We start from the raw sequence: 25,794 nt of genomic DNA, 5'->3' as shown, positions 1-25,794 counted from the left end.
TAACGATCAAGAGCCCGCAGATCCGGTGGAATATTCCGACTGCTGCCCCGAGTCGGTAAGGCGCACCTGGTTTGACACCAACTTAATACAGCGGGAACTGTTCATAGTCAGGTAGGGGTGAGGCGTGTCAAGGCTGGCGAAGGTCAAGGAAATAGTTTCAAGAAAATTCATCTGGACCCTCCTATTCTTTCTATGCAGCTTCGGTCTCACCGCATGGCTTTTCACTGTCGAGAATGGCGCGGACATCGCCGGCATCTTGGCGCTCGCAGTCGCGATCATCGCACTGATCGTCAATCCGACCGACAGCCGGCTGTCGGTCTGGATAGCCATGGGACTGGCGCTCCTGTTCGTCGTGCTGGGCGCGGCGGCGTACAGCGTGTACGAACAAACCCGTTCATTGCAGGTGGTCGCCGACGTGAAATTCAGCGGAGCGACGTCCGAACTGCGCAACGAGCAAAAAGTCGCCATGTCCATAGCTACCACCCAGGAACGCGATTATCTAACCATCAGATTCGGTATCACAAATTCACGCTCGGGTCAGAAAATTCAAGACTGCCGCACCGATCCAGAAACGAAAGTTGATCTCAAGCTGGACAGCGACCCCAGCCCGATCACGCTCAGCTCCGACGAACCAGGAACCGTAGCCGTGCACGGCGCTCGCGAAATCAACGCCGTGGTAACGATGCGAGCACGCGACGGATGCCGGATGCAACTCCATGTCGACAGCGCCGAACTGCACAACTAACAGAAGGACTCCGATGGCAACCAGAATTTTTTCCGGCATATTCCTGCTCTTGCTGGTCGCGGGATGCTCTAGTTCATCCGGCCTGTTCCAGAATGCGCGGTTCGCCTCCTTCGGGGTCAAAGTGGATCAACCCGGCCTCGCCGGTCCAACGAAGGACCCCACCAACCCGCAGGGATTCGAGATTTATCTCGCGCGGCGCGTCGCCGAGCAGTTCCAGCGGGAAGCGGCTTTCCAGCCCATCACGTCCGAGGTCCGTGAGTCCTATTTGCAGCAGGACCGCCTGGACGTCGTCATTGCCAGCTATTCGATGACGGACGACCGAAGGCTGCTCGTTGACATGATCGGCCCCTACCTCCGCTCCAAGACCGGGGTGCTGGTTCGTTCCGACTACCACGGCCCCGAGGATTTGCATTCATTCACCGGCGCCGAAGTGTGCACGGCAGCCGGCACGACATCGGTGGAGGTGATCAGGAACGAGCTTGGTCAGAATCCCGTAACGGAGCCAAGTTTCGAAGCCTGCAAGGACCGCTTGAAGAAGCGTCAGGTGACCGCGATCATGACGGACAAGATCATCCTGGAGGGCTTCGTCCAGAACGAACATGAATTCAAGCTGCTTGACAAGGAATTCGGATCTGACGGCTACTACGCCATCGCGATACCCAAGAACCACCCATCGGAATGCGGCACAATCTTGAATTGGCTCAAGGGTTACGTGGACAGCCCGGAGTGGAAAAATAACTTCACCACATATTTCCCCGGCGTGGACCCCGATGACTACAGTGTCAGCTCGTCGCTGGTCGAGGCGAAAACTGTTTGCGACGGATAGCAAGAGCGCGGCAATTGCAGGCGAAGTCGGCGCGTTGCACAACTGGCGAGAAAGGCCGGCGAGCGCCGGGGCTCGGCGAGCCGGCGGATTCACTCCAGCCACAGCGCTCACCGGGGTTCGGCGCTTAGACTCCGGGCATGGCACAGTCGCCGACTTCGTCCGAGCTCGCCGATGCCGTCCGGGACGACCGGTCGTTGCGCCGGTTCCTGCACGGTCTGCCCGGCGTCGACCAGGTCGGGCTGGATCAGCGGGCCGCCGGCCTCGCGACCCGGAGCATCAAGAAGGCCGCCAAGCGCTGGGCGATCGACACCTCGATCTCGATGATCGACCTGACCACCCTGGAAGGCGCCGACACCGAAGGCAAGGTCCGGACGCTCTGCGCCAAGGCCCGCCGTCCCGATCCGGACCGCCCCGACACTCCGCAGGTCGCGGCGGTCTGCGTCTACTCCGACATGGCCGCCACCGCGGTGCGCGCCGTGGAAGGCTCCGGCATCCGGGTCGCCTCGGTGGCGACGGCCTTTCCGTCCGGCCGCTCGGCGCTCGCGGTGAAACTCGCCGACGTGGAGTTCGCCGTGGCGGCGGGCGCCGACGAGATCGACATGGTGATCGACCGCGGAGCCTTCCTGACCGGCCGCTATGGGCAGGTCTTCGACGAGATCCGGGCCGTCAAGGCGGCCTGCGGCGGCGCGCACCTGAAGGTCATCCTGGAGACCGGCGAACTCGCCACCTACGACAACGTGCGCCGCGCTGCCTGGCTCGCGCTGCTCGCGGGCGGCGACTTCATCAAGACCTCCACCGGCAAGGTGTCGCCGGCCGCCACCCTGCCCGTGACGCATTTGATGCTCCAGGCGGTCCGCGACTGGCGGGACGCCACCGGCGAACTGCGCGGTGTCAAACCCGCGGGCGGGATCCGCGACACCAAGGACGCGATCCGCTACCTGGTCGCCGTGCACGAGGTGGCCGGCCCGGAGTGGCTGCACCCGCAATTGTTCCGGTTCGGCGCGTCCGGCCTGCTCAACGACCTGCTGATGCAGCGACGCACCCAGCTTGACGGCCACTACAGCGGCCCCGATTACGTGGCGGTGGATTGATGACCGATAGCCCGTGGGAGTACGCACCGGCACCGGAATCCCGGGACATCGCCAACCTCAAGCCCAGCTACCGGATGTTCGTCGACGGCGCGTTCGTCGACGGCGGCGGCGAGCCGCTGAAGAGCATCAACCCGGCCACCGAGGAACTGCTCACCGAGGTCTCCAGCGCCGCCGAGTCCGATGTGGACGACGCGGTGCGGGCGGCGCGGCGGGCTTTCGAGCACACCTGGTCGACGATGCCGGGCCGGGAACGCGCGAAATACCTGTTCCGCATCGCCCGGTTGATCCAGGAGCGCGCCCGGGAACTCGCGGTGCTGGAGTCGCTGGACAACGGCAAACCCATCAATGAGTCACGGGACGCCGACATCCCGACCGCCGCCGCGCACTTCTTCCACCACGCCGGCTGGGCCGACAAGCTCGGCTACGCCGGCTATGGCCCCGATCCGCGGCCGCTCGGGGTCGCCGCGCAGGTCATCCCGTGGAACTTCCCGCTGCTCATGCTGGCCTGGAAGATCGCCCCGGCGCTGGCCTGCGGTAACACCGTGGTGCTCAAGCCCGCCGAGACGACACCATTGACCGCCCTGGTGTTCGCCGAAATCTGCCAGCAGGCCGGACTTCCACCGGGCGTGGTGAACATCCTGCCGGGGGCCGGCGACGTCGGCGCCGCGCTGGTCGCGCACCCCGGCGTCGACAAGGTCGCGTTCACCGGTTCCACCGAGGTCGGCAAGCAGATCCAGCGCAGCGTCGCGGGGTCCGGGAAGAAGCTGACCCTGGAGCTCGGGGGCAAGGCCGCGAATATCGTCTTCGACGACGCCCCGCTTGATCAGGCCGTCGAGGGCATCGTCAACGGGATCTTCTTCAACCAGGGTCACGTCTGCTGCGCCGGCTCGCGGCTGCTGGTGCAGGAGTCGATCGCCGACGAACTGCTGGAGAAGCTGCGGGTCCGGGTGCGGACGCTGCGCGTCGGGGACCCGCTGGACAAGAACACCGATGTCGGCGCGATCAACTCCGCCGAGCAGCTCACCAAGATCACCGAGCTGGCCGCCAGCGGCGATGCCGAAGGCGCCCAGCGCTGGACCAGTCCGTGCCCGCTGCCGGGCAGAGGATTCTTCTTCTCCCCCACGGTGTTCTCGGATGTGCAGCAGTCGATGCGGATCGCGCGCGAGGAGATCTTCGGGCCGGTGCTCTCGGTGCTCACCTTCCGCACCCCCGCGGAGGCCATCGCCAAGGCCAACAACACCCCGTACGGCCTGTCGGCCGGGATCTGGACCGAGAAGGGGTCCCGGATCCTGTGGGCGGCGCAGCGGCTGCGGGCCGGGGTCGTGTGGGCGAACACCTTCAACCGGTTCGACCCGACCGCCCCCTTCGGCGGCTATCAGGAATCCGGCTTCGGCCGCGAAGGCGGACGGGCGGGTTTGGAGGCCTACCTCGATGTCTGACGACCGCACCCCGGAGCGGCTAGCCGTGGCCAAGACCTACAAGCTCTACATCGGCGGGGCGTTCCCGCGCTCGGAGTCGGGCCGGGTGTACCCGGTGCACGCAGCCGACGGAACCTTCCTCGCCAACGCCGCGCACGCCTCCCGCAAGGATGTCCGTGACGCGGTTGCCGCCGCCCGCAAGGCGTTCGGCGGCTGGTCCGGCGCGACAGCCTACAACCGAGGCCAGGTGCTGTTCCGCATCGCCGAGATGCTGGAGGGCCGGCGCGATCAGTTCGCCGCCGAAATCGCCGCGGCGGAGGGCCTGTCCCGCAAGCAAGGCCGGTCCACTGTGGATGCATCGGTGGACCGCATGGTGTGGTACGCGGGTTGGACGGACAAGATCTCGATGGTGCTCGGCGCCGCGAATCCGGTCGCGGGACCGTACTTCTCGTTCAGCGTGCCGGAGCCGACGGGCGTGGTCGGCGTGCTCGCGCCGCCGGAATCCGCGCTGCTCGGCCTGATCAGCGTGGTGGCGCCGGTGATCGCGGCCGGGAACACCTGCGTGGTGGTCGCCAGCGCGGACCGACCGCTGCCGGCGGTGACGTTCGCCGAGGTGCTGGCGACATCCGACTTGCCCGGCGGTGTGGTCAACGTCCTGACCGGCCGGGCCGCCGAACTCGGCCCCTGGCTCGCCGCCCACGCCGACGTCAACGCCCTGGACCCGACCGGCGCACCAGGGCCGCTGCGCGCCGAACTGGCGCAAGCCGCGGCGGATACGGTCAAGCGGGTGCTGCCGGTGCGCGACGAACCGGACTGGACGCGGGAGCCCGACCTCCAGCGCCTTCGCGCGTTCACCGAGATCAAGACCGTCTGGCACCCGGTCGGGACGTGACGTCTGGCCGTGGGCGCGAAAGCTGTTGGGAGCCCGATCGGAGCCGGTTCGGGCACTGAGGACACTGCCCCGCGCGTGATGCGTCACGAAGCCTTCGGGTAGACCACGCGACCCCGCCGGATAGCGTGGGCCAGCATCCCGACCGCACCTGCCAGCAGAGTTGCACCCACCGCGATCGCGAGCCAGCGCGGCATCTCGTACAGCGGTGCCACGTCGTCGAAGACCCAGCCGATCGCGAACTGCGAGAGGATCGACAGCACGAATGTGCCGAGGGCCGCGACAGCGTAGACCTGGTTGCGGGCCGTCGCGGTGAAGGCGCGGAAGAAAAGGACCGTGCCACCCGCGATGAACACCAGCAACGCCGACAATGCCGCGGTGTCCTTGAGCGTGTACGGAATTGTCGAGGCGTCCGCGAACAGACCGTCCAATAGGTATTCCGATCCGAACATGACCAGCGCGGCCACGGCCAGCCCGCCGCCCACGGCGTCCAATGTGGATCGCTTGCCGGTGCTGCGGTCCAACTGCGCCGCGACCTGGGCGGCGTATTCGCGCGGTCGACCGAACGCCGCCACCGGATCCTCGCCGGTTTCGACCACGTGCGCTTCGACCCCCGCGAGCACCTCGCCGACCCGCTCGCCGGAGATCTCGTGCATCCGCAGCGCAACCAGCAGCTCGTCCCGGTACTTCTTGTTCAGCGTCATCACGCCTGCACCCCTCGTTCCACCACCGAGATTGAGTTCTTCGCGAACTCGATCCACTTCGGCCCCTGTTCGGCCAGCACGGCGCGCCCCTGGTCGGTCAACGCGAAGAACTTGCGCCCCGGGCCGCCCTCGCCGGCCCGCCACTCGGACCGGAGCAACCCGTCCGCCGCGAGCCGGTTGAGCAGCGGGTAGAGCGTGCCCGCCTTCATGCCCGGCAACCCGGCCTCGGCCAGCCGCTGCAACAACGTGTAGCCGTAGCCCTCGCCGCCCTCGGCGAGCAACGCCAACACCGTGAGGTCCAGCACACCGCGCAACCACTGCGTCTGCCTCGCTGAGGCCGCCTTGTCAACCACGCCGACAACGTAACACCTACTAGTTTGTCTCGCCAACTAGCAGGCACGACACCCTGCTGGAACGGGATGGCCGGTCCCGTCAGCGGATCTGCCAGTCGAGGCGGCCGTCTTCGGTGATCGTCGGGAAACTGTGACCCGTCGGGACTCCCTCGGCCAGGGAGCGGTGGACTTCGACGAGCATCGACGTGACGCACCTCCATTCCGGCCGGAAGACCTGCGCGGATTCCTGCTCCCACTCCAGCACGCAGCCGTTCAGCGGCCCCGGCCGCAGGTCCACCACGAGTTCGTCGGCGAAGCCGTCACCGGCGATCGGAATCCAGGCCGGGTGGAAGCTGGAGCCCGGCGAGCCCGCGTAGTAGTCGCAGGCCGGCCGATCCCACTGCATCGTCCAGCGCTTACGGTGATCGCGCCAGGAGCGGAGAGCCTCGGCCGCGCTGTAAGGCGTATAGAAGGGCGGCAGGACGTCCGCCAGTACGTCGGCGTCGGTGCCGCCGCAGCACGTCCACAGCTCGCGCAGTTCGCCCGGCAGTTCGACGGCGAGTTCGGCTTCCAGTTCGGCGAAGTCCGGCGGCACGGGCGGACGTAGGGCGCTTGCGGTGACCGGCGCGTGCGCCGTCAGCCAGAGCACGATCTTCGTCCACAACTCCGTGACGTCCATTCCGATCATGGTCGTCAGAAACCGGGCAGACCGGTACCGCCAACCGTGACCCCACCGCCAAGTGCCCAACACAACTGCGCCGAACGGTGCAAAACCGTTTGCGCCGTCGCCGCGTGCCGGGGGCGGGATCGTTACGAACTGTTCCGTCGACCGATGCATTCGACGGACTCGATACGGTGAGAGCAAGACCGGGGAACACGCTGTGAACGCGGAGCCCGTAGGCTTCCGCGAGTTCTGGTTAGGTGACCGGAGGTAGAGAGATGGCGCAGGACATCGTCCCCATCGAGCTCGGGCTGCCACAGGGCGACGTCGTCACCCTGTGGGCACCGCGCTGGCGCGAGGACGGCGAGGAGTGGGAGGCCTTCCTCGGGTACGAGGACGACCTCTACGCATTCCCCGATGCTGCGCGCCTGGCGGCGTTCGTGCGCACGGCCGGGGAGCACGACCTCGACGACCACCCGGCCTGGCACGTCGTGCCGGCCCTGTCCGCGGTCGAGCTCAGCCCGGACGAGGACCACCAATACGACCTGGTCGGTGTCCCGGAGCTAGTCGCCGAGCCGCTGGACACCTGGACCATCAACGAGCTCGCCGACATCGTCGAGATCGCCCGCTCGCTCGCCGACGTCTGCGAGCTGGACGCGGTGCACGACGTGCTGGACGCCGCCGACGGGTTCGCCATGCTCGACCAGGGCACCCTGGCCTTCTCCGGCAAGGACGGGCAGCGCCGCTGGACCGACCTGTGCAAGGTCGTCGTCGAGCGCTGGGACGAGCTGCTGGACGCCATCGACGCCGTCGTCACGACACCGGACGTGCCGGCCGAAGCGGTCGCCACCGCCGAGACCGAGCTCGCCGAGGCGTTGGAGGCCGACGCCGACGACGAGGGGGCGGGCACCGCCGAGGCGTCCACAGTGGACGACATCGAAGAGGTCGAGCTCGGTTTCTGGGGCGAGGTCGGCATCGACCCGATCCGGATCATCACCAGCACCGGCGAGCACTACTCGCTGCGCTGCTACCTCGACGACGACCCGGTCTTCCTCGGCACCGACGGCAAGATCGACGTGTTCCCCACGCCGCGCGCGCTGGCCCGGTTCATCGCCGACGACAGCGCGGTCGAGGACACCGACCTGGCCCGGGTCGCGACCTGGCCGCAGGTCCGGCAGAAGGCGACCGCCGGCGACCTGCGGGTCGAGGTCGACCCGGAGAACACCTACGTGCTGACCGGCCTGGACGCCGACCTCGGCGCCGGCCCGTCCGAAGTGGACTCCACCCAGCTGGACCTCGCCGAGGAACTGCTGATGGACGCCGCGACGTGGGCCGGTGACGACAGTGTCGAGCGGGCGCTGCAGCCTTCGGAACGGCTCGGCTGGCTGGTCTCCTTCGTGTTGCGCCCGAGCCCGAACCGGCTGCCGCCGAGCGCACCGTTCGACGCCGAGGTCGCGGCCTGGCGCAAGCTGGTGGAAGCCCTCGAAGAGCGGTTCCGCACGCACTGAACCGAGGGGGTCGGCCGGGCCGGAGCGCCGTCAAGCACCCGAGCCCTCGGGTCAAGCCGCCTCGGCCAGCAGTTGACCGGGGGCCGCGAGCCGACGGCGGGTGGGCTCGTCCGCGCACACCTGCGAGTAGGCCTCGCGCAGACCTTTTCTCGCTCGGTAAGCGAGCGCGGCGGCGCTGTTGCGGCTGATGCCGAAACGCTTGCCCACTTCGGCCGTCGTTCGGTGCTCGATCTCGACGTACCAGAGAACGTGCCGCCAGCGTCGCGGCAGCCGCGCGAACGCCTTGCCCACCAGGTCGCGCTCCGGCTCGACCATCGCGGGGTCGGTGGACGACAGGTGGCTTTCGGGCGCACAGAAAGCCTCAAGTTCGGCGGCCAAGTGCAACCGGCGGCCCCGGCTGTTCAACGCCATCGCCAGGTTACGCACCGTGGTAAGCAGGTAGGCGCGGAACGCGGTGTCCGGACCACCGCCGCGGCGCACGACGTCCAGGATCTTGGCGAAGGCCTCGGCGACCAGGTCTTCGGCATCGGTCGGAGTCTCGGCGACCTGCTTGGCCATGGTGTGCGCCGCCGTGCAGTGCCGCGCGTACAGCTCGCCGAACGCAGAGTTCGACCCGGCTCGTACCGCTTCGAGCAGCGTTCGATCGTCGCCCGCGAGCATCGTTCCCCTTAGCGCCGTTGCACCGGTGAGGGGCGTGCCCCGCCCGGAAGCGGTGACCGCCCCTCACCGGGTTCGCCCCCCCACCGAAACGATGCTCGCGGGACTCGGGCCCCGCGAACAAGACAGAAGATTTCAGATAGTGATTGCCCCTCGACGGGGCGACGGAAGACCGTCGAACGTTACCCGGTCGTCGGGAAATCGCGCGCCATGACGAGGCTCCGGGAGATCTCCCCGGCCGCCGCCCGCAACGGCGCGACGTAGACCTTCGTGGCGGCGAGCTTGCGCGCCGGGAAGGAGATCGCCAGCGTCATCGGGCATTGGGCACCGAGGACCGGGGCGGCCAGACACGCGATGCCCAGCGAGTACTCCTCGGAGTCGCTGACCACCGGCCGATCCGGCCCGTTGACGAGATCGCGAATCCGGGTGATCGTGCGCGGGGTCAGGTCGGCGGGCGGATACCGGTCGAAGTGTTCGGCACGTTCGTCCTTGCTCAGCCCTAACAGCAGGCACTTACCGAGCGCCGTGGCGTGCGCGACCTGGCGGAAATCGACCCAGGTGTCCACCCGCGGACTGCGCGGGCTGTCGACGATTTCGGCGACCTCCACCTCGCCCTCGTGGTAGCGGGCAAGGTAGGTCGCTGCGTTCAGGTCCTCGCGCAGGACCGCCATGACGTCGCGAACCCTGCTGCGAAGCCCATGACCCTGCGCGGCTACATGCAGCCCCGACACCTGCGACCCGACAATGAAGGCGCCATCATCGAGTTTCTGCAAGTAGCCCTCGTGCACCAGGGTGCGCAGCAGGTGGTACGTGGTCGGCAAAGCAAGCCCGGTGCGCCTCGCGAGATATTTCGCGGTGGTGCCGCCCGGGTGCTCGCCCACCGCCTCCAGCAGCCTCAGGGCCCGCTGGACCGATGTGATCAGCGTGGGTTCGCCGCGATTTGTCACCTGTCCCTCCCGAGGTCCGCAGCGCCCCGTGCTCGCGCAGGTCGTGAATCCCGTTCAGCGGCGGCGGTAACCGTCGCCAGGGAGCTGACCCGCCACGACGACGTTCACTCGTCACTCCAGCAACGCCGCGTAGCCGGGCTTGATCACGTCGTCGATGATCTCCAGTCGCTCGTCGAAGCCGATGAAGGCCGATTTCATGGCGTTGACCGTGAACCGCTGCAAGTCGGCCCAGCCGTAGCCAAACGCCTCATGCAACGCGGCAAACTCGCTGGACATCGAGCAGTGACTCATCAGCCGGTTGTCCGTATTCACGGTAACCCGGAATCGCAACTTCGCCAGCAGGCCGATGGGATGCTCGGCGATCGACTTCGCGGCGCCGGTTTGCAGGTTCGACGACGGGCACATCTCCAGCGGGATCCGCCGATCCCGCACGTAGGACGCCAACCGGCCCAGCTGCACCGAGCCGTCCTCGGTCACCTTGATGTCGTCGACGATGCGGACCCCGTGTCCGAGGCGTTCGGCGCCGCAATGCTGGATCGCCTCCCAGATCGACGGCAGGCCGAACGCTTCGCCGGCGTGAATGGTGAAATGCGCATTCTGCTGCCGGAGGTATTCGAAGGCGTCCAGGTTCCGGGTGGGCGGAAATCCCGCTTCCGGGCCCGCGATGTCGAAGCCGACAACCTCGGCATCGCGGTACCGAACGGCGAGGTTCGCGATTTCCGCGGACCTCGCGTTCTGCCGCATCGCGCACAACAAGGTACCGATTCGGATACGTTTTCCGGCGGCGGCTACGCGCCGTTGACCGTCCCGGAATCCGTCCTGCACGGCCTGCACCACTTGGTCGAGAGTCAGGCCCTGTTCCTGGAACAGTTCCGGGGCGTAGCGGACCTCCGCATACACCACGCCGTCCGCGGCCAGGTCCTCAACGCACTCGGCGGCGACGCGGGCCAGCGCCTCCTCGCTCTGCATCACCGCGACGGTGTGCGAGAAGGTCTCCAGGTAACGCTCCAGCGACCCCGAATCCGCCGCCGCGGCGAACCAACTTTCCAGCTCACCGGCGTCTTCATGGGGGAGGTCCGCATACCCGGCCGAGCGCGCGAGATCGATGACGGTCTGCGGCCGCAGGCCCCCGTCGAGGTGATCGTGCAACAGGGCTTTCGGCGCCAGCCGGATGGTGTCCAGGTTCACCGGAGTCGACATGCACCTACGTTACAAGGCGGAGCCGACGGCCTCACCGACAGCTATTACCGGGACCCGGCGAAGGCCGGGGCAGGTCTCCGCTTCCGACCGTGTTCAACCAGACGACGGTCCCCCCAGAAACTCACCCAGATGGAGGAAAACACAACATTTAGGTCATTCGGCGGCGAGCATACTGGGCCATTTAGCCCAAGAAAGTGGGACTAAACGGAGTGAGAATTGGCTTAGTGGTCACGCAACGTATCGGGGGGCGGCTAGGAACGCGAGAACCGGGTAGCTAGGCTCCTTGAGTCCTCACCCTCCCTCGACGAAGGACGCCCCTAGCCGTGACCGAGAACATGTCGTTCGACCGCATGCGCAACATGCTCACGCGTGCGGCTGAGATCCGCGAAAGCGAACAGCAGCAGATCTTCGACGCCCTGGATGAAATCCACGCCCGGCTGTCGCCGCTGGAGTCCCTGGGCTCCGTGCGGAAACGGTTGTCCGAGCTACCGGACCGCACCGAAGTCAGCGTGCTCGCCGAACGACTCGACGAGGCACTGGCCAAGCTGGAAGCGCACGATGGCGCGCTGGTCGACCTGAAGAGCGGCGTCGACGGCCTGGTGGACAAGCTCGCCAAGCCGTTCGCGCAGCTCGACGGCCGACTCGACGGGGTCGCCGGCCGGATGGACGGCGTCTCCGGCCGGATGGATGGCCTGGAGGACAAGCTCGGCCACATCCACAAGCGCCTCGACGAGCTCGGCCTGCACCTCGACAAGCAGGACGGTCGGCTGGAAGCGCTGCCATCCTCGGTGCATGGCCCGGTGCGCGAGCGCATCGACTCGCTGGAGACCAGCCTGCGCGGCCGCTTCGCCGAGATCGACGAAGGCGTGCACGAGCACCTCGACGGCACCCGCGAGGCGTTGCAGCGCGCGGTCACCGAGTCGACCGGCAACGCGCAGCACACGCTCGCCGAAGCGGTCTCCGGCACCCGCGACCAGCTGGACGCCAAGCTCGACCAGCTCGCCGCGCGTCCCGCGGTGGACCCGACCGACCGGCTGGACAACCTGGCCGAACGGCTTGAGCAGCTCACCGATCGGCTGGACCGGGTCTCCGGGCGTCTCAATCAGGTCGAGGACAACGTCAATACCCGGATCGACACCGTCGAGCAAGGCTTCACCAGCCGCCTGGACACCGTCGAAGAGGGCGTCAAGAGCGGCTTCGGCGAGCTGGGCGGCACGCTGTCGAAGAACCTGTCCCAGCTGTCCGGAACGCTGTCCTCGCGTCCCGACGGCGACGCGCTGGGCGCCCTGGTCCGCGAGGCCAACGAGGAGAGCGAGCGGCGGCACGCCGGTCAGCTTGATGAGGCGATGGCGACCTTCGCCGAGCTGATCCTCGGCGGCAGCGCGCCGTCCGCCCCGCCGCCGCCCACCACCCTGCCCCGGTCGCAGCGCCGCGGCCGGTCGAAGAGCGCGAAGCGCGACACGGACAAGGCACTTACCGCCGACGAGGGCGACGACTTCACGGCCGAAAGCGCCTGATCCGGGGGATCGCGCGGGTTGGGAACTCAGTACCTCTCAACCCGCGCGATCCCGGTTCGCGCCGCCCTGGCCGGGTCGATCAAGGTGGCCCGGTCGGCGCGCGATCCGCGACCACCCGATCCAGAATCAGCGGCGCCGACGCCTCGTCGGCGCCGCCGATCGCGTAAGCGCCGGTCAACGCTTCTGCGGCCCCCGCAAAGGTTTCCGGGCGGTCGGTGTGCAGCTCCAGCAGTGGTTGGCCGGCGGTCACCCGGTCTCCCGGCTTCGCCAGGCACAGCACGCCCGCAGCGTGTTGGACGTCATCCTCCTTGCGAGCTCGTCCGGCCCCCAGCCGCCAGGCCGCGACCCCGACCGCGTAGGCGTCGAGCCTCGTGAGCGTCCCGGACTCGGCTGCGGTGACGACCTCGACGTGCTCGGCCCGCGGCAACGCGGCCTCGGGATCGCCGCCTTGGCCCTTGATCATCTGGCGCCACGACTCGTACGCCCGGCCGTCGGCCAGCACCTCGGCGGGATCCACATCGGACAAGCCCGCGTGGCCAAGCATCTCGCGGGCCAAGGCCAGCGTCAGTTCCACCACATCCGGCGGGCCGCCGCCGCACAGCACCTCCACGGCCTCGGCCACCTCCAACGCGTTGCCGACCGCTCGGCCCAACGGCACCGACATGTCGGTGATCAGTGCGCTGGTGCGCAATCCGTTGGCCGTGCCGATGTCCACCAAGGCGGCAGCCAACTCCCGCGCCTGGCCCAGGTCCTTCATGAACGCGCCGGAACCGCATTTGACGTCGAGCACCAGCGACTGCACGCCCTCGGCGATCTTCTTGCTCATGATCGAGCTGGCGATCAACGGCACCGACTCGACCGTGCCCGTCACGTCCCGCAGTGCATAGAGCTTGCGGTCGGCCGGTACCAAACCCTCGGTCGCCGCGCACACCACGGCGCCGACTTCGTTGAGCATGCCGCGAATCTCATCCGCCGACAGCCGCGCCCGCCAACCGGGTATCGACTCCAGCTTGTCCAGGGTGCCGCCGGTATGGCCAAGCCCCCGGCCGGACAGCTGCGGCACGGCCGCACCGCAGGCGGCCACCAGCGGCGTCAACGGGAGCGTGATCTTGTCGCCCACGCCGCCGGTGGAATGCTTGTCCACGGTGGGTTTTCGGATGCCGTCGAGCGCCAGCGTCTCGCCGGAGGCAACCATCGCCGCCGTCCAGCGCGCCGTCTCCGCCGGGGTCATGCCGCGCAGCAGGACCGCCATCGCCAGCGCCGCCATTTGTTCGTCGGCGACCTGGCCCCGGGTGTACGCCTCGATCACCCAGTCGATCTGCTCCTCGGTGAGCCGCTCGCCGTCGCGCTTCGCGCGGATCACATCAATCGCGGAATGCATCTTCGTCGCCTCCCTGGGCTCGCCGGAACTTCCCGCTAATAAAGAGGAACGAACCCCGCGTATGGATACACCCCGAACGAGTGATCTTGGGCGAAGTCCCGGAGAGCAGTGGATCAGAATTCGAAGGCTTCGGGTAGGACTTCGCGCATCGACAGCACCCCTCGCGAGGTGTCGACCAGGCAGTCCGGGCCGCCCAGCTCCCAGAGCAGTTGGCGGCAGCGACCGCACGGCATCAGCAGATCGCCCGTCCCGCTGCGGCAAGCCACCGCGACGAACCGGCCGCCACCGGTCAACCGCAGTTGGCCCGCCATCGTGCATTCCGCGCACAGGCTGAGCCCGAAGGAGCCGTTCTCCACGTTGCAGCCGACGACCACGCGACCGTCGTCGCACAGCGCCGCCGCACCCACTTGCAACTTCGAGTACGGGCAGTACGCCAGCGCCGCGGCGTCCACCGCCGCGGCGCGCAGGGCCTCCCAGTCCACTGTGGTCGGCACTAGTCGGCGCCCCTGCGGTATTGGAGGCCGTTGGCCGCAGGCGGTCGTAGTCGCTGCGAAGCCGCCGCGAGAACGACCAGCGTCACCAGGTGCGGCGTGTAGGCCGTGATCTCGTCCGGGAGCTCGTCGGTGAACCAGTACACCGAATACATCACCGCGGCGAAAAGAAGCGCGACGCCGGCGGCGAACCAATTACGCCGCCAGAGCTGCAGGACCACGACCGCGAGCAGCACCAATGTCGCCGCGTAAAGCAATGCGTGCACGGTGGTCTCGCCGCTGCGCAGCTGCAGGCCGTCGGAGTAGCCGAACAGCGCCGCGCCGCCGAGCAGCCCACCGGGCCGCCAGTTGCCGAAGATCATCGCCGCCAGACCGATGTAACCCCGGTTGTTGGTCTGGCCCTCCAGGTAGCCCGCCTGCCCGGGGTTGAGGATCAGCGCCGCGCCACCGAGTCCGGCCAACGCCCCGGAGATGATCACCGCGAAGTACTTGTAGCGGTAGACGTTCACGCCTAGCGACTCCGCCGCGACCGGGTTCTCGCCGCAGGACCGCAGCCGCAGCCCGAAGGGCGAGCGCCACAGCACCAGGTAGCTCACCGGCACCAGCAGGTACGCCAGCATGGTCAGCGGCGACACCCCGGTGACCAGGCCGCCGACGATGCCCGCGACGTCGGAGATCCCGACCCGCTGCAGGTTCTCCAGCTGCTCCAGCCAGGTGCCCAGCGGTTGCGCCGAGTAGGTGTCGAACTTGGGTACCGGCGGCGACTCCCGCGGGTTCTGCGAGACCGGCGCGAATAGCAGCGTCGAGAGGTACTTCGCGGTGCCCGCGCCGAGCAGGTTGATCGCCACGCCGGACACGATGTGGTTGATCCCGAAGGTCACCGTCGCCACCGCGTGCACCAGCCCGCCAAGCGCGCCGAACACCACGGCGGCGACCAGCCCGGCCAGCGGACCCCACTGGTAGCCCGCCCAGGCGCCGCCCCAGGTGCCCAGGATCATCATGCCTTCCAGGCCGATGTTGATGACCCCGGCGCGCTCGGCCCACAGCCCGCCGAGCGCGGCCAGCAGGATCGGGATACCCAGCCGCACCGCGGCCTGCATGGTGCTCGACGACGTCAGCTGCGGCAGACCTGTCTGGTACGAGGTGATCGACACCGCCACGAAGGCGACCGCCACCCACAGCAGAGCACGCGCCCAGCCGGGCATCCGGCGGTCGGCACGGCCCGATTTCCGGTCCGACGCCGGTTCGGTCGCGACCGCGGTCATGCCCGCTCACCTCCGGATCCGGCGGCGACCGGGGCGGCCGCGGTGCCCAGTGCGCGCCCGACCCGCCGCTGCTCGGCGGCGAGTTCGCGGCGGCGCACCAACTCGTATGCGACGACGACCGAAAGCACGATGGCGCCCTGCAAGATCGTCACGATCTCCTTGGGCACCCCGATGTTGTCCAGCGTCAGGGAACTCTTGTCCAGGAAGGACCACAGCAGCGCGCCGAAAGCGACGCCGATCGGGTGGTTGCGGCCCAGCAGGGCGATGGCCAGCCCGGCGAAGCCGTAACCGGTCGGGAAGTTGAGCGTGAAGGTGTGGTCCCGGCCAAGGATCTCCGGCAGGCCCGCCAATCCCGCGATGGCCCCAGAGAGCAGCATCGCGGACATGATCATGCGCTTGGAGTTGACCCCGCCGGCCGTGGCCGCGGTCGGCGACAGGCCGGAGGCGCGCAGGTCGAAGCCGTACCGGGTCCGGTCGATCAGCACCGCGTAGCCAACGCCGACAACGACCGCGAGCAGCACCAGGCCGAACATGGTGCCCGCGCTGCCCAGTGAGATGCCCGGCACCTGCCCGCTCTCCGGGATGAGCACCGTGCCCTGGGTGTTGCCGCGCAGTTCGCCGAAGGTCGGCACGAGGTAGGCGATCACCCCGATGGCCAGCATGTTGAGCATGATCGTGGAGATCACCTCGGACACCCCGCGGTAGACCTTGAGCAGCGCCGCGATGCCGCACCACGCCGCGCCGACGGCCGCGCCCACGGCCACGATCACCACGACCTGCAGCCCGAACGGCAGGCTGATCGCACCACCGACGATCGCCGCCACGCACGCGGCCAGCTTGTATTGGCCTTCGATGCCGATGTTCAACAGGTTCATCTGAAAGCCGATCGCCGCCGCGACCGCCACCAGGTAGTACGCACCGGCGGTGTTGATGACATCCACAGCGGTCGTGCCGCGGCCGACCTGCGCGATCATCTCCGCCAGCGTCGCGATCGGATCCGCGCCCGAGATCAGCAACACCACGCTGCACAGCACCGCCGAGAAGACGATCGCCAGCGCCGGCGGTAGCAGCCGTGCCCGCCAGGTGTTCATCCCGCCTCCCGTGCACCGGTCATCGCCGCACCGAGTTCCTCGGGCGTCACCGAGCGCGGATCGGCCGTCGCGACCAACCGCCCCCCGAACATCACCCTGATGGTGTCCGACAGGCCGATCAGCTCGTCGAGATCGGCCGAGATCAACAGGACCGCTAGGCCCGCCGCGCGGGCGGCGCGCAGGTGGTCCCAGATGCCCGCCTGCGCCCCGATGTCCACGCCGCGCGTCGGGTGGGCGGCGATGAGCAACGCCGGATCGCCGGACAACTCCCGGCCGACGATGAGCTTCTGCTGGTTGCCGCCGGACAGCGCGGCGGCGTCCACGTCGATGCCCGGGGTGCGGACGTCGAACTGCTCGATGATCCGCTGCGTGTCGGCCTTCGCGCCCGCGCGGTCCAGCCACCGTCCGCGGGCCACCGGCGGGCGGGTCTGGTGACCGAGAATTCGGTTGATCCACAACGATTCGTGCAGCAGCAGGCCCTGCCGGTGGCGATCCTCCGGCACGTAGCCGATGCCCGCCTCCCGGCGCGCCAATGTGGACAGTACGGTCAGGTCTCGCTCTTCGAGCTCGACCCGGCCGGCGGCGACCGGTCGCATGCCCATGATCGCCTCGACCAGTTCGGTCTGGCCGTTGCCTTCCACCCCGGCGATGCCAACGACTTCGCCGGCGCGCACGGTCAGGTCGATGTCCGCGAGCACGGCCCGGTCTCCGTCCAATGCGGACAGTCCGGTGACCACCAGCACCTCGCGATCGGTCACAGTGGACGCGCCGTGTTCGGGCACCGGCAGCTCGCTGCCGACCATCATCTCGGCGAGCCGACGGCTGCTGATCTCCGCGGCCGGCACGGTGCCGACCGTGGTGCCGCGCCGCAGGACCGTGATGGTGTCGGCGATCGCCCGCATCTCGTCGAGCTTGTGCGAGATGAACAAGAACGTGAAGCCCCGTTCGCGCATGGTGCGCAGGGTGGCGAACAACTCGTCCACCTCCTGCGGGACCAGCACCGCGGTGGGCTCGTCGAGGATGATGATCCGCGCGCCCCGGTACAGGACCTTGAGGATCTCCACCCGCTGCCGGTCGGCCACGCCGAGCCGCTCGACCAGCACGTCCGGGCGCAGCTCGAAACCGGCCTGCTCGGCGAGTTCGAGGACCCGCCGCCGGGCCTTCGCGCCGATGCCGTACTCGGCTTCCGCGCCGAGCACGATGTTCTCCAGCACGGTGAGGTTGTCGGCGAGCATGAAGTGCTGGTGCACCATGCCGATGCCGACCCGGATCGCCTCGGCCGGGGTCCGGAACCGGACTTCCTCGCCGTACACCCGAATCGTGCCGGCGTCCGGGGCCTGCATTCCATAGAGAATCTTCATCAGGGTGGACTTGCCGGCACCGTTCTCACCGCAGAGCGCGTGCACCTCGCCGACGCGCACCGTGAGGTTCACATCGGAGTTGGCGACCACGCCGGGGAAGGTCTTGATGATGCCGGTCAGCTGGACGGCCGGGGGCCCGGTTGTGCCGGGTGGGCCGCCGGAATCCGGCTCGGTGGAGGTGTTCATGGGGCTCCGTGGGACGTCGACAGCGGCAGCGAACCAGATGGACCCTCGGCAATGAACGACTTCGGGCCAAACGTAAGGATCTTGGCGCGAACCTGCAACCAGATCGGGTGCAAAGGGGCACCCTCGACCGCTGGCCGAGGGAGCCCCTTCGAGGTCACGGTTTGTCAGAGACCTTGATCTCGCCGCGGGCGATGGCCGCCTTGTAGGCGTCCACCGTGGGCACCAGGTCGTTGATCACCCCGCCCGAGGTGGAGTACCCCACGCCGTCGATGCTCAGGTCGAACTTCTTCGGCACCGTGCTCAGGTCGTTGCGCGCGACCGCCGCGACGTAGTCGTACACCGCGAGGTCCACCCGCTTGAGCATGGAGGTGATGATCACGTCCTTGTACTGGGCGACGGTCGGCTGGTTGTACTGGTCGGAGTCCACCCCGATTGCCTGCCCGTGCGCCGACTGGACCGACGAGAAAACGCCCTTGCCGGACGCGCCCGCTGCGTGATAAATCACATCGGCCCCGGCCTCCAGCTGGCCGGTCGCGACCTCCGCGCCCTTGTTGGGGTCCTGGAAACCGCTGAAGTCACCGGCCGGCGTCAGGTACTTGTGCTCGATCTTGATGTCCGGCGCGGCCGCCTTGGCGCCCGCCACGTACCCGGCCTCGAACTTCTTGATCAACGGGGTCTCCACCCCGCCGACGAAGCCGATGTGGCAATTCTTCGACCGGTGCGCGGCGATCACACCGACCAGGAACGAGCCCTGCTCCTCGGCGAACACCAGCGAGGTGACGTTCGGGATCCCCGGCACATCCTCGTCGATGATCGCGAACTTGGTGCCCGGGAACTCCGGGGCGACCAGCTTGAGCGCGTCGGCGTAGGCGTAGCCGACCGCGATCACCGGGTTGTAGCCCTCGCGCGCCAGCTGCCGCAACCGGGTCTGCTTGGCGTCCTCCGGCTCACCGGCCCCGGCGTCGAGCGTCTTGACATCGGTGACGCCCATCTGTGATTTGGCCCGCTCCAACCCTGCGGCCGAGGCGTCGTTGAACGAGGCATCCCCGCGCCCACCGATGTCGAAGGCCAGCCCCACCCGCATCGTGGCGGCGTTCGGCGCGGGCTGTTGCTGTTGCGCGGCCGAAGTGGTCGGCGTGGCCCCGGCCGGCGGCGCGCTCAGTCGGCAGCCCTGGCCCTGGGCGTTCGTGGTCCCCCCGCCCCCGCTGTCCTTCGCGCACCCCGCCAGCGCCACGGCGCCGGTAAGCAACGCTGCGACCACTGCTGCGCCATTGCGGCGCGATCGTCCGGCACCCGAGCGCCTTCCCCATGTCGGCGTTCGCCGCATGCCGTTCCCCTTTCCTGTCAGTCCCGCCGCGACCCCGGCCGCGACCCCGGGTGGGGGTCGCGGTAGCCGGATGAACTTCCCACCCGAAGAGGTTGCCTCCGGTGAATTGTTCTTCTAGTGCACGGCGCACGCCATTCGGTGACGTGGCTCTCGAAATTAAGTCTTGACGCGCTGCTTGGGCATTGCTCGCGTGTCACGAAATGATTTCTACATCGATCAACCGGGTCAAAGCACTTGTCTGGTCGATCACAGAGAGCGCATGCGAGTAGGCCCGCGCGATTAGTCGGGTCTAGCATCCGATGCGTCAAGGCCCCAGTTCGTGGCCGGTGACGGGCGTGCACCCAATGCGAATTGGGACCAACTGCGACTCGGGGCCGGTCGCCCCAGTTCCCGGACGGGGCCGTCAGTCCACCAGCGAGGTTGGAGGCCTTCCACCATGGCCAGCACCACCGCCTCCGCGGCCGAGGCACCGCAGCGCGCCACCGCACCGCGCGCCAAGGGACGTCTCTACCGCGGCGATCTGGGCATGTGGTCGTGGGTCGCCCACCGAATCACGGGCGTACTCACCTTCTTCTTCTTGTTCGTACACGTCCTGGACACCGCTCTGGTCCGGGTCTCCCCGAATGCCTACGACACGGTCATCGAAACCTACAAGCACCCGGTGATGATCCTGTTCGAGCTGGGACTACTGGCGGCCGTGCTGTTCCACGCGTTCAACGGCATCCGGGTCATGCTGGTCGACTTCTGGTCCAAGGGCACGAAGTACCAGAAACCGATGTTGTGGACCGTAGTGGCGCTCTGGCTGGTGTTGATCATCCCGGCCGCGATCAGCCTGATCGGCCGCGCGATCACGGAAGTTTTCGGGGGTTGAGCCATGACCGTCACCAACGCACCGCATTCCGTGGAGAAGCCGCGCAGCCCCTCCCGGCCCGCTGCGCGCCGCAACAACTTCGAGCTCTACAGCTGGTTGTTCATGCGCCTGTCCGGGGTTGTCCTGCTGTTCTTGGTGCTGGGTCACCTGCTGATCATGCTGTTCCTGGACGGCGGCGTGCACAAGATCAACTTCGCGTTCGTCGCGGGCCGCTGGGCGTCCCCGTTCTGGCAGTTCTGGGACCTCACCATGCTCTGGCTGGCGGGCCTGCACGGCGGTAACGGACTCCGTACCGTCATCAACGACTACTCCCGAAAAGACGGCACACGCTTCTGGCTGAAGATGCTGCTGTACGTCTCGGTCGTGCTGACCGTGGGTCTGGGCACCTTCGTGATCTTCACCTTCGACCCGAACATCGGCTAGCGCCACAGACGACCACAGCGTGGCGAGATCGACGCCCCGACCGCGGGTCCCGCCACAGCCCGAGGAGGCGACCATGCAATTCCACAAGTACGACGTGGTCATCGTCGGCGCAGGGGGCGCCGGGATGCGCGCCGCGATCGAATCCGGGCAGCGTGCCCGCACCGCCGTGCTGACCAAGCTCTACCCCACCCGTTCGCACACCGGCGCCGCCCAGGGCGGCATGTGCGCGGCGTTGGCCAACGTCGAAGAGGACAACTGGGAATGGCACACCTTCGACACCATCAAGGGCGGTGACTACCTGGTCGATCAGGACGCCGCCGAGATCATGGCGAAGGAAGCCATCGACGCGGTCCTCGACCTGGAGAAAATGGGGCTGCCGTTCAACCGGACCCCGGAAGGCAAGATCGACCAGCGCCGGTTCGGGGGCCACACCCGCGACCACGGCAAGGCCCCGGTGCGGCGCGCCTGTTACGCCGCGGACCGCACCGGCCACATGATCCTGCAAACGCTCTACCAGAACTGCGTCAAGCACGGCGTGGAGTTCTACAACGAGTTCTACGTGCTGGACATCATGCTCAGCGACGGCCCGGACGGCCGCCAGGTCTGCTCCGGCGCGATCGCCTACGAGCTGGCCACCGGCGAAATTCACGTCTTCCAGGCCAAGTCGGTCATCTTCGCCACCGGCGGCTTCGGCAAGGTCTTCAAGACCACCTCGAACGCGCACACCCTGACCGGCGACGGGATGGGCATCATCTACCGCAAGGGCCTGCCGCTGGAGGACATGGAGTTCTACCAGTTCCACCCGACCGGCCTGGCCGGGCTGGGCATCCTGATCACCGAGGGCGTCCGCGGTGAGGGCGGGATCCTGCGCAACGCCGACGGCGAGCGCTTCATGGAGCGCTACGCCCCGACGATCAAGGACTTGGCGCCGCGCGACATCGTCGCCCGGTCGATGGCCCTGGAGGTGCTGGAAGGCCGCGGCGCGGGCCCGAACAAGGACTACGTGCTGCTCGACGTGACGCACCTCGGCGAGGACCTGCTGGAGGCGAAGCTCCCGGACATCATGGAGTTCTCCCGCACCTACCTGGGCGTGGAGCCCACCAAGGAGCCGGTGCCGGTCTACCCGACCGCGCACTACGCGATGGGCGGCATCCCCACCAACATCGTCGGCGAGGTGCTGCGGGACAACGAGACCACCATCCCCGGCCTCTACGCCGCCGGGGAGTGCGCCTGTGTCTCGGTGCACGGCTCGAACCGGCTGGGCACCAACTCGCTGCTGGACATCAACGTGTTCGGCCGCCGATCGGGCATCGCCGCGGCCGAGTACGCGCTGGGCCACGATCACACGGAGCTGCCGGAGAACCCGGCCAAGCTCGTGCAGGGCATGGTCGACCACCTGCGCACCGCGCACGGCGGCGAGCGGGTCGCCACGATCCGCACCGAGTTGCAGCAGACGATGGACGCCAACGCCTCGGTGTACCGCACCGAGGAGACCCTCAAGACGGCGCTGTCGGACGTGCAGGCGCTCAAGGAGCGCTACGGCCGGATTTCCGTGCACGACAAGGGCAAGCGGTACAACTCCGACCTGCTGGAGGCCATCGAGCTGGGCTTCCTGCTCGACCTGGCCGAGGCGCTGGTCAACGCCGCGCTGGCCCGCAAGGAGTCCCGCGGCGGACACGCCCGCGAGGATTACACCGCCCGGGACGATGTCAACTTCATGCGGCACAGCATGCAGTACAAGGTGTTGCCCGACCGCGAGGACCCGAACGCGCCGCTCGGGTTGACCGGTTTCCAGGCCGACATCCGCCTGGACTACAAGCCCGTCGTCGTCACCCGGTACCAGCCGATGGAGCGTAAGTACTGATGACCGCCGCCACCACGAACAACGACACGACCAACCTCCCGGCGTCCGATCTTCCCGCCGATGCCCCGCCGATCCCGGACGGCGCCACGATGGTCACCGTCAAGATCCTGCGGTACAACCCGGAGGTCGACGAGGACCTGCACTGGGAGTCCTACCGGATCCCCGCGCTGCCCTCGGACCGCGTGCTGAACCTGCTGCACTACATCAAGTGGTACGTCGACGGAACGCTGACGTTCCGCCGGTCCTGCGCGCACGGCGTGTGCGGTTCCGACGCGATGCGGATCAACGGGGTCAACCGACTGGCCTGCAAGGTGCTGATGAAGGACCTGCTGGCCAAGGGCGGCGACACCACGCTGACCATCGAGCCGATCAAGGGCCTGCCGGTCGAGAAGGACCTGGTGGTCGACATGGAGCCGTTCTTCGAGGCGTACCGGGCGGTCAAGCCGTACCTGATGACCACGGGCAACGACCCGACCCGGGAGCGCATCCAGTCGGTCGCCGAGCGGGCCCGGTTCGACGACACCACCAAGTGCATCCTGTGCGCGGCGTGCACCACGTCGTGCCCGGTGTACTGGTCGGACGGCAACTACTTCGGCCCGGCGGCGATCGTGAACGCGCACCGGTTCATCTTCGACAGCCGGGACGAGGGTGCCGAGGAGCGGCTGGACATCCTCAACGACGTCGACGGTGTGTGGCGCTGCCGCACGACCTTCAACTGCACGGACGCCTGCCCGCGTGGCATCCAGGTGACGAAGGCGATCCAAGAGGTCAAGCGAGCCCTCATGTTCCGCCGCCGCTGAACAACACCGCGAAACGGCGCCCGCCCCGTCCGAGGCGGGCGCCGTTTCGCGTTCGGCATTATCCACGGACGGTCGTCTCCTGTAACTCCGTGTCAGTATTCTGCTGATCATGCCCTCCCCAGCGACAGCGGAAAGCTTCGCCGAAGCCGCGCGGCGGCACTTCCACGACGCACAGGTCCTGCGTGATCGCGATCGGCTCGCGAATGCCGATCACCTCGCAGGCTTCGCCGCCGAGGGCGGGTTGAAGGCAATCCTCGAAAACTATCTGGGTGTTCGGATCGAGGGCAGCAGCTTCCGGAAACATTTACCCAGGCGGTGGGAGGAAATGGCGATGGCTCCTGTCTTCAGGAGCCTCACCGGCAGCACCTTCCACCACTTTCTCACTGGAACGAATCCCTTCCAACGCTGGGAAGTCGGCGAACGTTACTCAGATGGCTGCCACATCGATGCCGAACGCACCGATGCCCACCTGGCAGCAGCACAACGAATACTCTCGTTGCACGAAGACGCACAGATCACCGGAGCACTGCCATGAGCCCGATCCGCTTTGACAAGGCGTGGGAGAACGCCTACGAGGTCGCGGACCACGCCAGCCGCACCGGCATCGACGTGATCCTGGTGCGCGATCTGGTTGGCCGCCTCTCGCTGGTTGTCGACGACACGCGGGACGCAGCAATACCAGAAAAGGATTGACAACCGAGTTCGCCAAGGCGGTGGGACCGTTCAGCGCCGCGACACCGGTCCACCGGGCTAGTGAGATGTTCACGGCCAGCACCTTCCTGAACTCACCCGATCTGCTCGTTCGACACGAATCAAGAGCAGCGGAAAACCGTGGCCGATTCGCAGTGTTGGAGCGAACCGTTGTCGGGGCCGACTGGGTTCGCGCCCGCCTCAATCCGCCTGAACACCGGGTCACGCTGTACGGGTTCAAGGGCGGCGTCGGACGGTCGACGGCGACGCTCATGCTCGCCAAGCACCTGGCCGACCTCGGGCTGTGTGTGCTGGTAGCGGATCTCGACCTGGAGTCCCCGGGAATCGGGGAGTTGCTCCAGAACACGATCGCGCTCCCGAAACACGGCTTGGTCGACTACCTCGTCGAATCGGCGGTCGGCAACCAAGCCGGTCTGGAACTGGTCAGCCGAAGCGAGGTGATCAAATCTCCGGGCAACGGCGAGGTTTGGTTGCTGCCTGCTGACGGCGCACCAATTCGGCCGCACGCCACTGATGAATGGTCTCCGGCCAAACGGGACTACCTTGCCAAGCTGAACCGCGTCTACACCGAAATACCAGGTGGACCTGACGGTCCGAAAACGCTCGCAGACCGTCTTGAAGAAGCTCTTGCCGAAGCCGAGCGGCAGGTTGCGGAGCGCAGCAGAAAACCTGACGTGACGCTGCTCGACAGCCGGGCCGGTATCCATGACATCGCGGCGATAGCGATCACCAGGCTCAGCGGCTTCAGTTTTCTATTCGCCACCGACAACCCACACACCTGGACCGGGTACCGCGCACTCTTCGAACAATGGCGGCAACTCACTAATGACCGCCTGAACAATCTTCGCCAGCGGCTGCGCATGGTCGCCGCAATGGTGCCGGATAGTGCCGCTGAGCGATACCTGAGCGGCTTCCGCGACAATGCTCAGCAGTGCTTTGCGGATACGCTCTACGACGAGATGTCGCCGACCGACGTGGATGCGTTCAACTTCGGCCCGGAAGACGAACAGGCACCACACGCACCGTTGCCGATCCTGTTCCACGCCGGCTTGGTCGGTCTGAACCACCTGGCCGCACCGGACTGGTACTCGTCACACCTTATCCGCGAGGCTTACGATCAATTCGTGACCACCGCAACCGAGCTAATCGTCGAGGAGAGCACGTGACGTCGTTGAATGCACGGGCGTACCGGGCTCTATTCCAATCAGCGCTGCGCACGGCGGACGCCGACACGACCAAACCGCATCCGCATTCGCTGTTCACTCCGCGTGGCCACCGCTTGGCCCTGGACCCGGATGTCACGGTCGTGAAAGGCGGCCGCGGCGTCGGAAAGACGGTGTGGTTCCAGGCCCTACAGGACCCGGCGCTTCGTGCCGTTGCGGCTGATGAGTATCGACTTCCAGTTCTCACCAGGATCGAGTCGCACACCAAGCTCGACATGCCCGACATCTACCGGGTCGCATTCGGCCTGGGCCGCAAGGGCGGAGTCCCGCGCATGCGGTCGTCTTAGCCGGCTTCGACGATGCAA

27 protein-coding genes are annotated in these 25,794 nt (G+C 67.4%); 15 read left to right on the top strand and 12 right to left on the bottom strand.

What is annotated here, in order from left to right; translation table 11 throughout:
- The first annotated feature begins 124 nt into the window (after positions 1 to 124).
- From BJ970_RS12725 to BJ970_RS12705, 5 genes are all read left to right on the top strand, one after another.
- Positions 125 to 745: a hypothetical protein gene (locus tag BJ970_RS12725; protein ID WP_184726455.1), complete on the top strand. Its 621-nt coding sequence runs from the start codon at positions 125 to 127 to the stop codon at positions 743 to 745.
- 13 nt (positions 746 to 758) lie between these two features.
- Entirely contained in the window at positions 759 to 1,571 is an 813-nt protein-coding gene (locus BJ970_RS12720) for a transporter substrate-binding domain-containing protein (protein ID WP_184726454.1), read from the top strand.
- Positions 1,572 to 1,708: 137 nt separating this feature from the next.
- Positions 1,709 to 2,662, top strand: a complete 954-nt coding sequence (gene deoC / locus BJ970_RS12715; protein WP_184726453.1) for a deoxyribose-phosphate aldolase — start codon at positions 1,709 to 1,711, stop codon at positions 2,660 to 2,662.
- The gene (locus BJ970_RS12710) at positions 2,662 to 4,101 is read left to right on the top strand and encodes an aldehyde dehydrogenase family protein (protein WP_184726452.1); all 1,440 of its coding nucleotides are present in this window, start codon (positions 2,662 to 2,664) and stop codon (positions 4,099 to 4,101) included. The genes deoC and BJ970_RS12710 overlap by 1 nt, the downstream gene beginning before the upstream one ends.
- The gene (locus BJ970_RS12705) at positions 4,094 to 4,972 is read left to right on the top strand and encodes an aldehyde dehydrogenase family protein (protein WP_184726451.1); all 879 of its coding nucleotides are present in this window, start codon (positions 4,094 to 4,096) and stop codon (positions 4,970 to 4,972) included. Before BJ970_RS12710 ends, BJ970_RS12705 begins: the two co-directional genes overlap by 8 nt.
- An 83-nt stretch (positions 4,973 to 5,055) precedes the next feature.
- Here the strand turns inward: BJ970_RS12705 and BJ970_RS12700 are convergent, their stop codons facing one another.
- The 3 genes from BJ970_RS12700 to BJ970_RS12690 form a co-directional block, all read right to left on the bottom strand.
- Positions 5,056 to 5,673, bottom strand: coding sequence for a hypothetical protein (locus BJ970_RS12700; RefSeq protein WP_184726450.1), 618 nt, complete (start codon positions 5,671 to 5,673; stop codon positions 5,056 to 5,058).
- Positions 5,673 to 6,026, bottom strand: a complete 354-nt coding sequence (locus BJ970_RS12695; RefSeq protein ID WP_184726449.1) for a PadR family transcriptional regulator — start codon at positions 6,024 to 6,026, stop codon at positions 5,673 to 5,675. The genes BJ970_RS12700 and BJ970_RS12695 overlap by 1 nt, the downstream gene beginning before the upstream one ends.
- A gap of 79 nt (positions 6,027 to 6,105) precedes the next feature.
- A complete protein-coding gene (locus BJ970_RS12690; protein ID WP_184726448.1) occupies positions 6,106 to 6,684 on the bottom strand; it encodes an SMI1/KNR4 family protein in 579 nt (192 codons plus the stop codon).
- Between the two features lie 260 nt (positions 6,685 to 6,944).
- On the opposite strand from BJ970_RS12690, the gene BJ970_RS12685 reads away from it, so the two are divergent.
- On the top strand, positions 6,945 to 8,174 hold the full coding sequence (locus BJ970_RS12685) for a SatS C-terminal domain-containing protein (protein WP_184726447.1): 1,230 nt from the start codon (positions 6,945 to 6,947) through the stop codon (positions 8,172 to 8,174).
- 51 nt (positions 8,175 to 8,225) lie between these two features.
- On the opposite strand, the gene BJ970_RS12680 is transcribed toward BJ970_RS12685, so the two are convergent.
- From BJ970_RS12680 to BJ970_RS12670, 3 genes are all read right to left on the bottom strand, one after another.
- On the bottom strand, positions 8,226 to 8,834 hold the full coding sequence (locus BJ970_RS12680; protein ID WP_184726446.1) for an RNA polymerase sigma factor: 609 nt from the start codon (positions 8,832 to 8,834) through the stop codon (positions 8,226 to 8,228).
- A 179-nt stretch (positions 8,835 to 9,013) separates the two neighbouring features.
- A complete protein-coding gene (locus tag BJ970_RS12675) occupies positions 9,014 to 9,778 on the bottom strand; it encodes an IclR family transcriptional regulator (RefSeq protein WP_184726445.1) in 765 nt (254 codons plus the stop codon).
- A gap of 111 nt (positions 9,779 to 9,889) precedes the next feature.
- Complete coding sequence (locus BJ970_RS12670) at positions 9,890 to 10,978, bottom strand: adenosine deaminase (RefSeq protein ID WP_184726444.1); 1,089 nt, start codon at positions 10,976 to 10,978, stop codon at positions 9,890 to 9,892.
- A gap of 323 nt (positions 10,979 to 11,301) precedes the next feature.
- Here BJ970_RS12670 and BJ970_RS12665 point away from each other — a divergent pair, with 323 nt between their 5' ends.
- Entirely contained in the window at positions 11,302 to 12,495 is a 1,194-nt protein-coding gene (locus BJ970_RS12665) for a hypothetical protein (RefSeq protein WP_184726443.1), read from the top strand.
- Between the two features lie 79 nt (positions 12,496 to 12,574).
- On the opposite strand, the gene BJ970_RS12660 is transcribed toward BJ970_RS12665, so the two are convergent.
- The 6 genes from BJ970_RS12660 to BJ970_RS12635 form a co-directional block, all read right to left on the bottom strand.
- Positions 12,575 to 13,876, bottom strand: a complete 1,302-nt coding sequence (locus tag BJ970_RS12660) for a thymidine phosphorylase (protein WP_184726442.1) — start codon at positions 13,874 to 13,876, stop codon at positions 12,575 to 12,577.
- A 113-nt stretch (positions 13,877 to 13,989) separates the two neighbouring features.
- Positions 13,990 to 14,370 (bottom strand): cytidine deaminase, encoded by a 381-nt coding sequence (locus BJ970_RS12655; protein ID WP_184726441.1) that lies wholly within the window; start codon positions 14,368 to 14,370, stop codon positions 13,990 to 13,992.
- Positions 14,370 to 15,632 (bottom strand): ABC transporter permease, encoded by a 1,263-nt coding sequence (locus BJ970_RS12650; RefSeq protein WP_184726440.1) that lies wholly within the window; start codon positions 15,630 to 15,632, stop codon positions 14,370 to 14,372. The genes BJ970_RS12655 and BJ970_RS12650 overlap by 1 nt, the downstream gene beginning before the upstream one ends.
- Entirely contained in the window at positions 15,629 to 16,723 is a 1,095-nt protein-coding gene (locus tag BJ970_RS12645) for an ABC transporter permease (protein WP_184726439.1), read from the bottom strand. The genes BJ970_RS12650 and BJ970_RS12645 overlap by 4 nt, the downstream gene beginning before the upstream one ends.
- Complete coding sequence (locus BJ970_RS12640; RefSeq protein ID WP_184726438.1) at positions 16,720 to 18,270, bottom strand: ABC transporter ATP-binding protein; 1,551 nt, start codon at positions 18,268 to 18,270, stop codon at positions 16,720 to 16,722. The genes BJ970_RS12645 and BJ970_RS12640 overlap by 4 nt, the downstream gene beginning before the upstream one ends.
- A 154-nt stretch (positions 18,271 to 18,424) precedes the next feature.
- Complete coding sequence (locus BJ970_RS12635) at positions 18,425 to 19,597, bottom strand: BMP family lipoprotein (protein ID WP_184726437.1); 1,173 nt, start codon at positions 19,595 to 19,597, stop codon at positions 18,425 to 18,427.
- Positions 19,598 to 20,033: 436 nt separating this feature from the next.
- Between BJ970_RS12635 and sdhC the strand changes: the two genes are divergently transcribed.
- The 8 genes from sdhC (at position 20,034) to BJ970_RS12595 (ending at position 25,776) form a co-directional block, all read left to right on the top strand.
- A complete protein-coding gene (gene sdhC, locus BJ970_RS12630; RefSeq protein ID WP_184726436.1) occupies positions 20,034 to 20,468 on the top strand; it encodes a succinate dehydrogenase, cytochrome b556 subunit in 435 nt (144 codons plus the stop codon).
- A gap of 3 nt (positions 20,469 to 20,471) precedes the next feature.
- Positions 20,472 to 20,891 carry a succinate dehydrogenase hydrophobic membrane anchor subunit gene (locus tag BJ970_RS12625; RefSeq protein ID WP_184726435.1) on the top strand — a complete coding sequence of 140 codons (420 nt, stop codon included), beginning with the start codon at positions 20,472 to 20,474 and terminating at the stop codon, positions 20,889 to 20,891.
- 73 nt (positions 20,892 to 20,964) lie between these two features.
- On the top strand, positions 20,965 to 22,755 hold the full coding sequence (gene sdhA / locus BJ970_RS12620) for a succinate dehydrogenase flavoprotein subunit (protein WP_184726434.1): 1,791 nt from the start codon (positions 20,965 to 20,967) through the stop codon (positions 22,753 to 22,755).
- A complete protein-coding gene (locus BJ970_RS12615; protein ID WP_184726433.1) occupies positions 22,755 to 23,555 on the top strand; it encodes a succinate dehydrogenase iron-sulfur subunit in 801 nt (266 codons plus the stop codon). Before sdhA ends, BJ970_RS12615 begins: the two co-directional genes overlap by 1 nt.
- Before the next feature lie 109 nt (positions 23,556 to 23,664).
- Positions 23,665 to 24,090: a hypothetical protein gene (locus BJ970_RS12610; RefSeq protein ID WP_184726432.1), complete on the top strand. Its 426-nt coding sequence runs from the start codon at positions 23,665 to 23,667 to the stop codon at positions 24,088 to 24,090.
- Entirely contained in the window at positions 24,087 to 24,248 is a 162-nt protein-coding gene (locus BJ970_RS12605; RefSeq protein ID WP_184726431.1) for a hypothetical protein, read from the top strand. Before BJ970_RS12610 ends, BJ970_RS12605 begins: the two co-directional genes overlap by 4 nt.
- Positions 24,249 to 24,313: 65 nt before the next feature.
- Positions 24,314 to 25,432, top strand: a complete 1,119-nt coding sequence (locus BJ970_RS12600) for a KGGVGR-motif variant AAA ATPase (protein WP_281399552.1) — start codon at positions 24,314 to 24,316, stop codon at positions 25,430 to 25,432.
- A complete protein-coding gene (locus tag BJ970_RS12595) occupies positions 25,429 to 25,776 on the top strand; it encodes a hypothetical protein (protein ID WP_184726429.1) in 348 nt (115 codons plus the stop codon). The genes BJ970_RS12600 and BJ970_RS12595 overlap by 4 nt, the downstream gene beginning before the upstream one ends.
- Positions 25,777 to 25,794: the final 18 nt, after the last annotated feature.

The organism is Saccharopolyspora phatthalungensis (assembly GCF_014203395.1).
Classification (GTDB): domain Bacteria; phylum Actinomycetota; class Actinomycetes; order Mycobacteriales; family Pseudonocardiaceae; genus Saccharopolyspora; species Saccharopolyspora phatthalungensis.
Note: the sequence above shows the minus strand (reverse complement) of the source record. Positions and strands in the feature narration are given on the sequence as shown.

What these genes read in the sequence shown, in the direction of transcription:
- BJ970_RS12690 (WP_184726448.1), bottom strand. Translation starts at nt 6,684, where the DNA reads ATGGACGTCACGGAGTTGTGGACGAAGATCGTGCTCTGGCTGACGGCG.
- BJ970_RS12605 (WP_184726431.1), top strand. Translation starts at nt 24,087, where the DNA reads ATGAGCCCGATCCGCTTTGACAAGGCGTGGGAGAACGCCTACGAGGTC.
- BJ970_RS12710 (WP_184726452.1), top strand. Translation starts at nt 2,662, where the DNA reads ATGACCGATAGCCCGTGGGAGTACGCACCGGCACCGGAATCCCGGGAC.
- BJ970_RS12670 (WP_184726444.1), bottom strand. Translation starts at nt 10,978, where the DNA reads ATGTCGACTCCGGTGAACCTGGACACCATCCGGCTGGCGCCGAAAGCC.
- BJ970_RS12645 (WP_184726439.1), bottom strand. Translation starts at nt 16,723, where the DNA reads ATGAACACCTGGCGGGCACGGCTGCTACCGCCGGCGCTGGCGATCGTC.
- BJ970_RS12685 (WP_184726447.1), top strand. Translation starts at nt 6,945, where the DNA reads ATGGCGCAGGACATCGTCCCCATCGAGCTCGGGCTGCCACAGGGCGAC.
- BJ970_RS12680 (WP_184726446.1), bottom strand. Translation starts at nt 8,834, where the DNA reads ATGCTCGCGGGCGACGATCGAACGCTGCTCGAAGCGGTACGAGCCGGG.
- BJ970_RS12700 (WP_184726450.1), bottom strand. Translation starts at nt 5,673, where the DNA reads ATGACGCTGAACAAGAAGTACCGGGACGAGCTGCTGGTTGCGCTGCGG.
- sdhA (WP_184726434.1), top strand. Translation starts at nt 20,965, where the DNA reads ATGCAATTCCACAAGTACGACGTGGTCATCGTCGGCGCAGGGGGCGCC.
- deoC (WP_184726453.1), top strand. Translation starts at nt 1,709, where the DNA reads ATGGCACAGTCGCCGACTTCGTCCGAGCTCGCCGATGCCGTCCGGGAC.
- BJ970_RS12615 (WP_184726433.1), top strand. Translation starts at nt 22,755, where the DNA reads ATGACCGCCGCCACCACGAACAACGACACGACCAACCTCCCGGCGTCC.
- BJ970_RS12720 (WP_184726454.1), top strand. Translation starts at nt 759, where the DNA reads ATGGCAACCAGAATTTTTTCCGGCATATTCCTGCTCTTGCTGGTCGCG.
- BJ970_RS12625 (WP_184726435.1), top strand. Translation starts at nt 20,472, where the DNA reads ATGACCGTCACCAACGCACCGCATTCCGTGGAGAAGCCGCGCAGCCCC.
- BJ970_RS12635 (WP_184726437.1), bottom strand. Translation starts at nt 19,597, where the DNA reads ATGCGGCGAACGCCGACATGGGGAAGGCGCTCGGGTGCCGGACGATCG.
- BJ970_RS12660 (WP_184726442.1), bottom strand. Translation starts at nt 13,876, where the DNA reads ATGCATTCCGCGATTGATGTGATCCGCGCGAAGCGCGACGGCGAGCGG.
- BJ970_RS12640 (WP_184726438.1), bottom strand. Translation starts at nt 18,270, where the DNA reads ATGAACACCTCCACCGAGCCGGATTCCGGCGGCCCACCCGGCACAACC.
- BJ970_RS12650 (WP_184726440.1), bottom strand. Translation starts at nt 15,632, where the DNA reads ATGACCGCGGTCGCGACCGAACCGGCGTCGGACCGGAAATCGGGCCGT.
- BJ970_RS12705 (WP_184726451.1), top strand. Translation starts at nt 4,094, where the DNA reads ATGTCTGACGACCGCACCCCGGAGCGGCTAGCCGTGGCCAAGACCTAC.
- BJ970_RS12600 (WP_281399552.1), top strand. Translation starts at nt 24,314, where the DNA reads ATGTTCACGGCCAGCACCTTCCTGAACTCACCCGATCTGCTCGTTCGA.
- sdhC (WP_184726436.1), top strand. Translation starts at nt 20,034, where the DNA reads ATGGCCAGCACCACCGCCTCCGCGGCCGAGGCACCGCAGCGCGCCACC.
- BJ970_RS12610 (WP_184726432.1), top strand. Translation starts at nt 23,665, where the DNA reads ATGCCCTCCCCAGCGACAGCGGAAAGCTTCGCCGAAGCCGCGCGGCGG.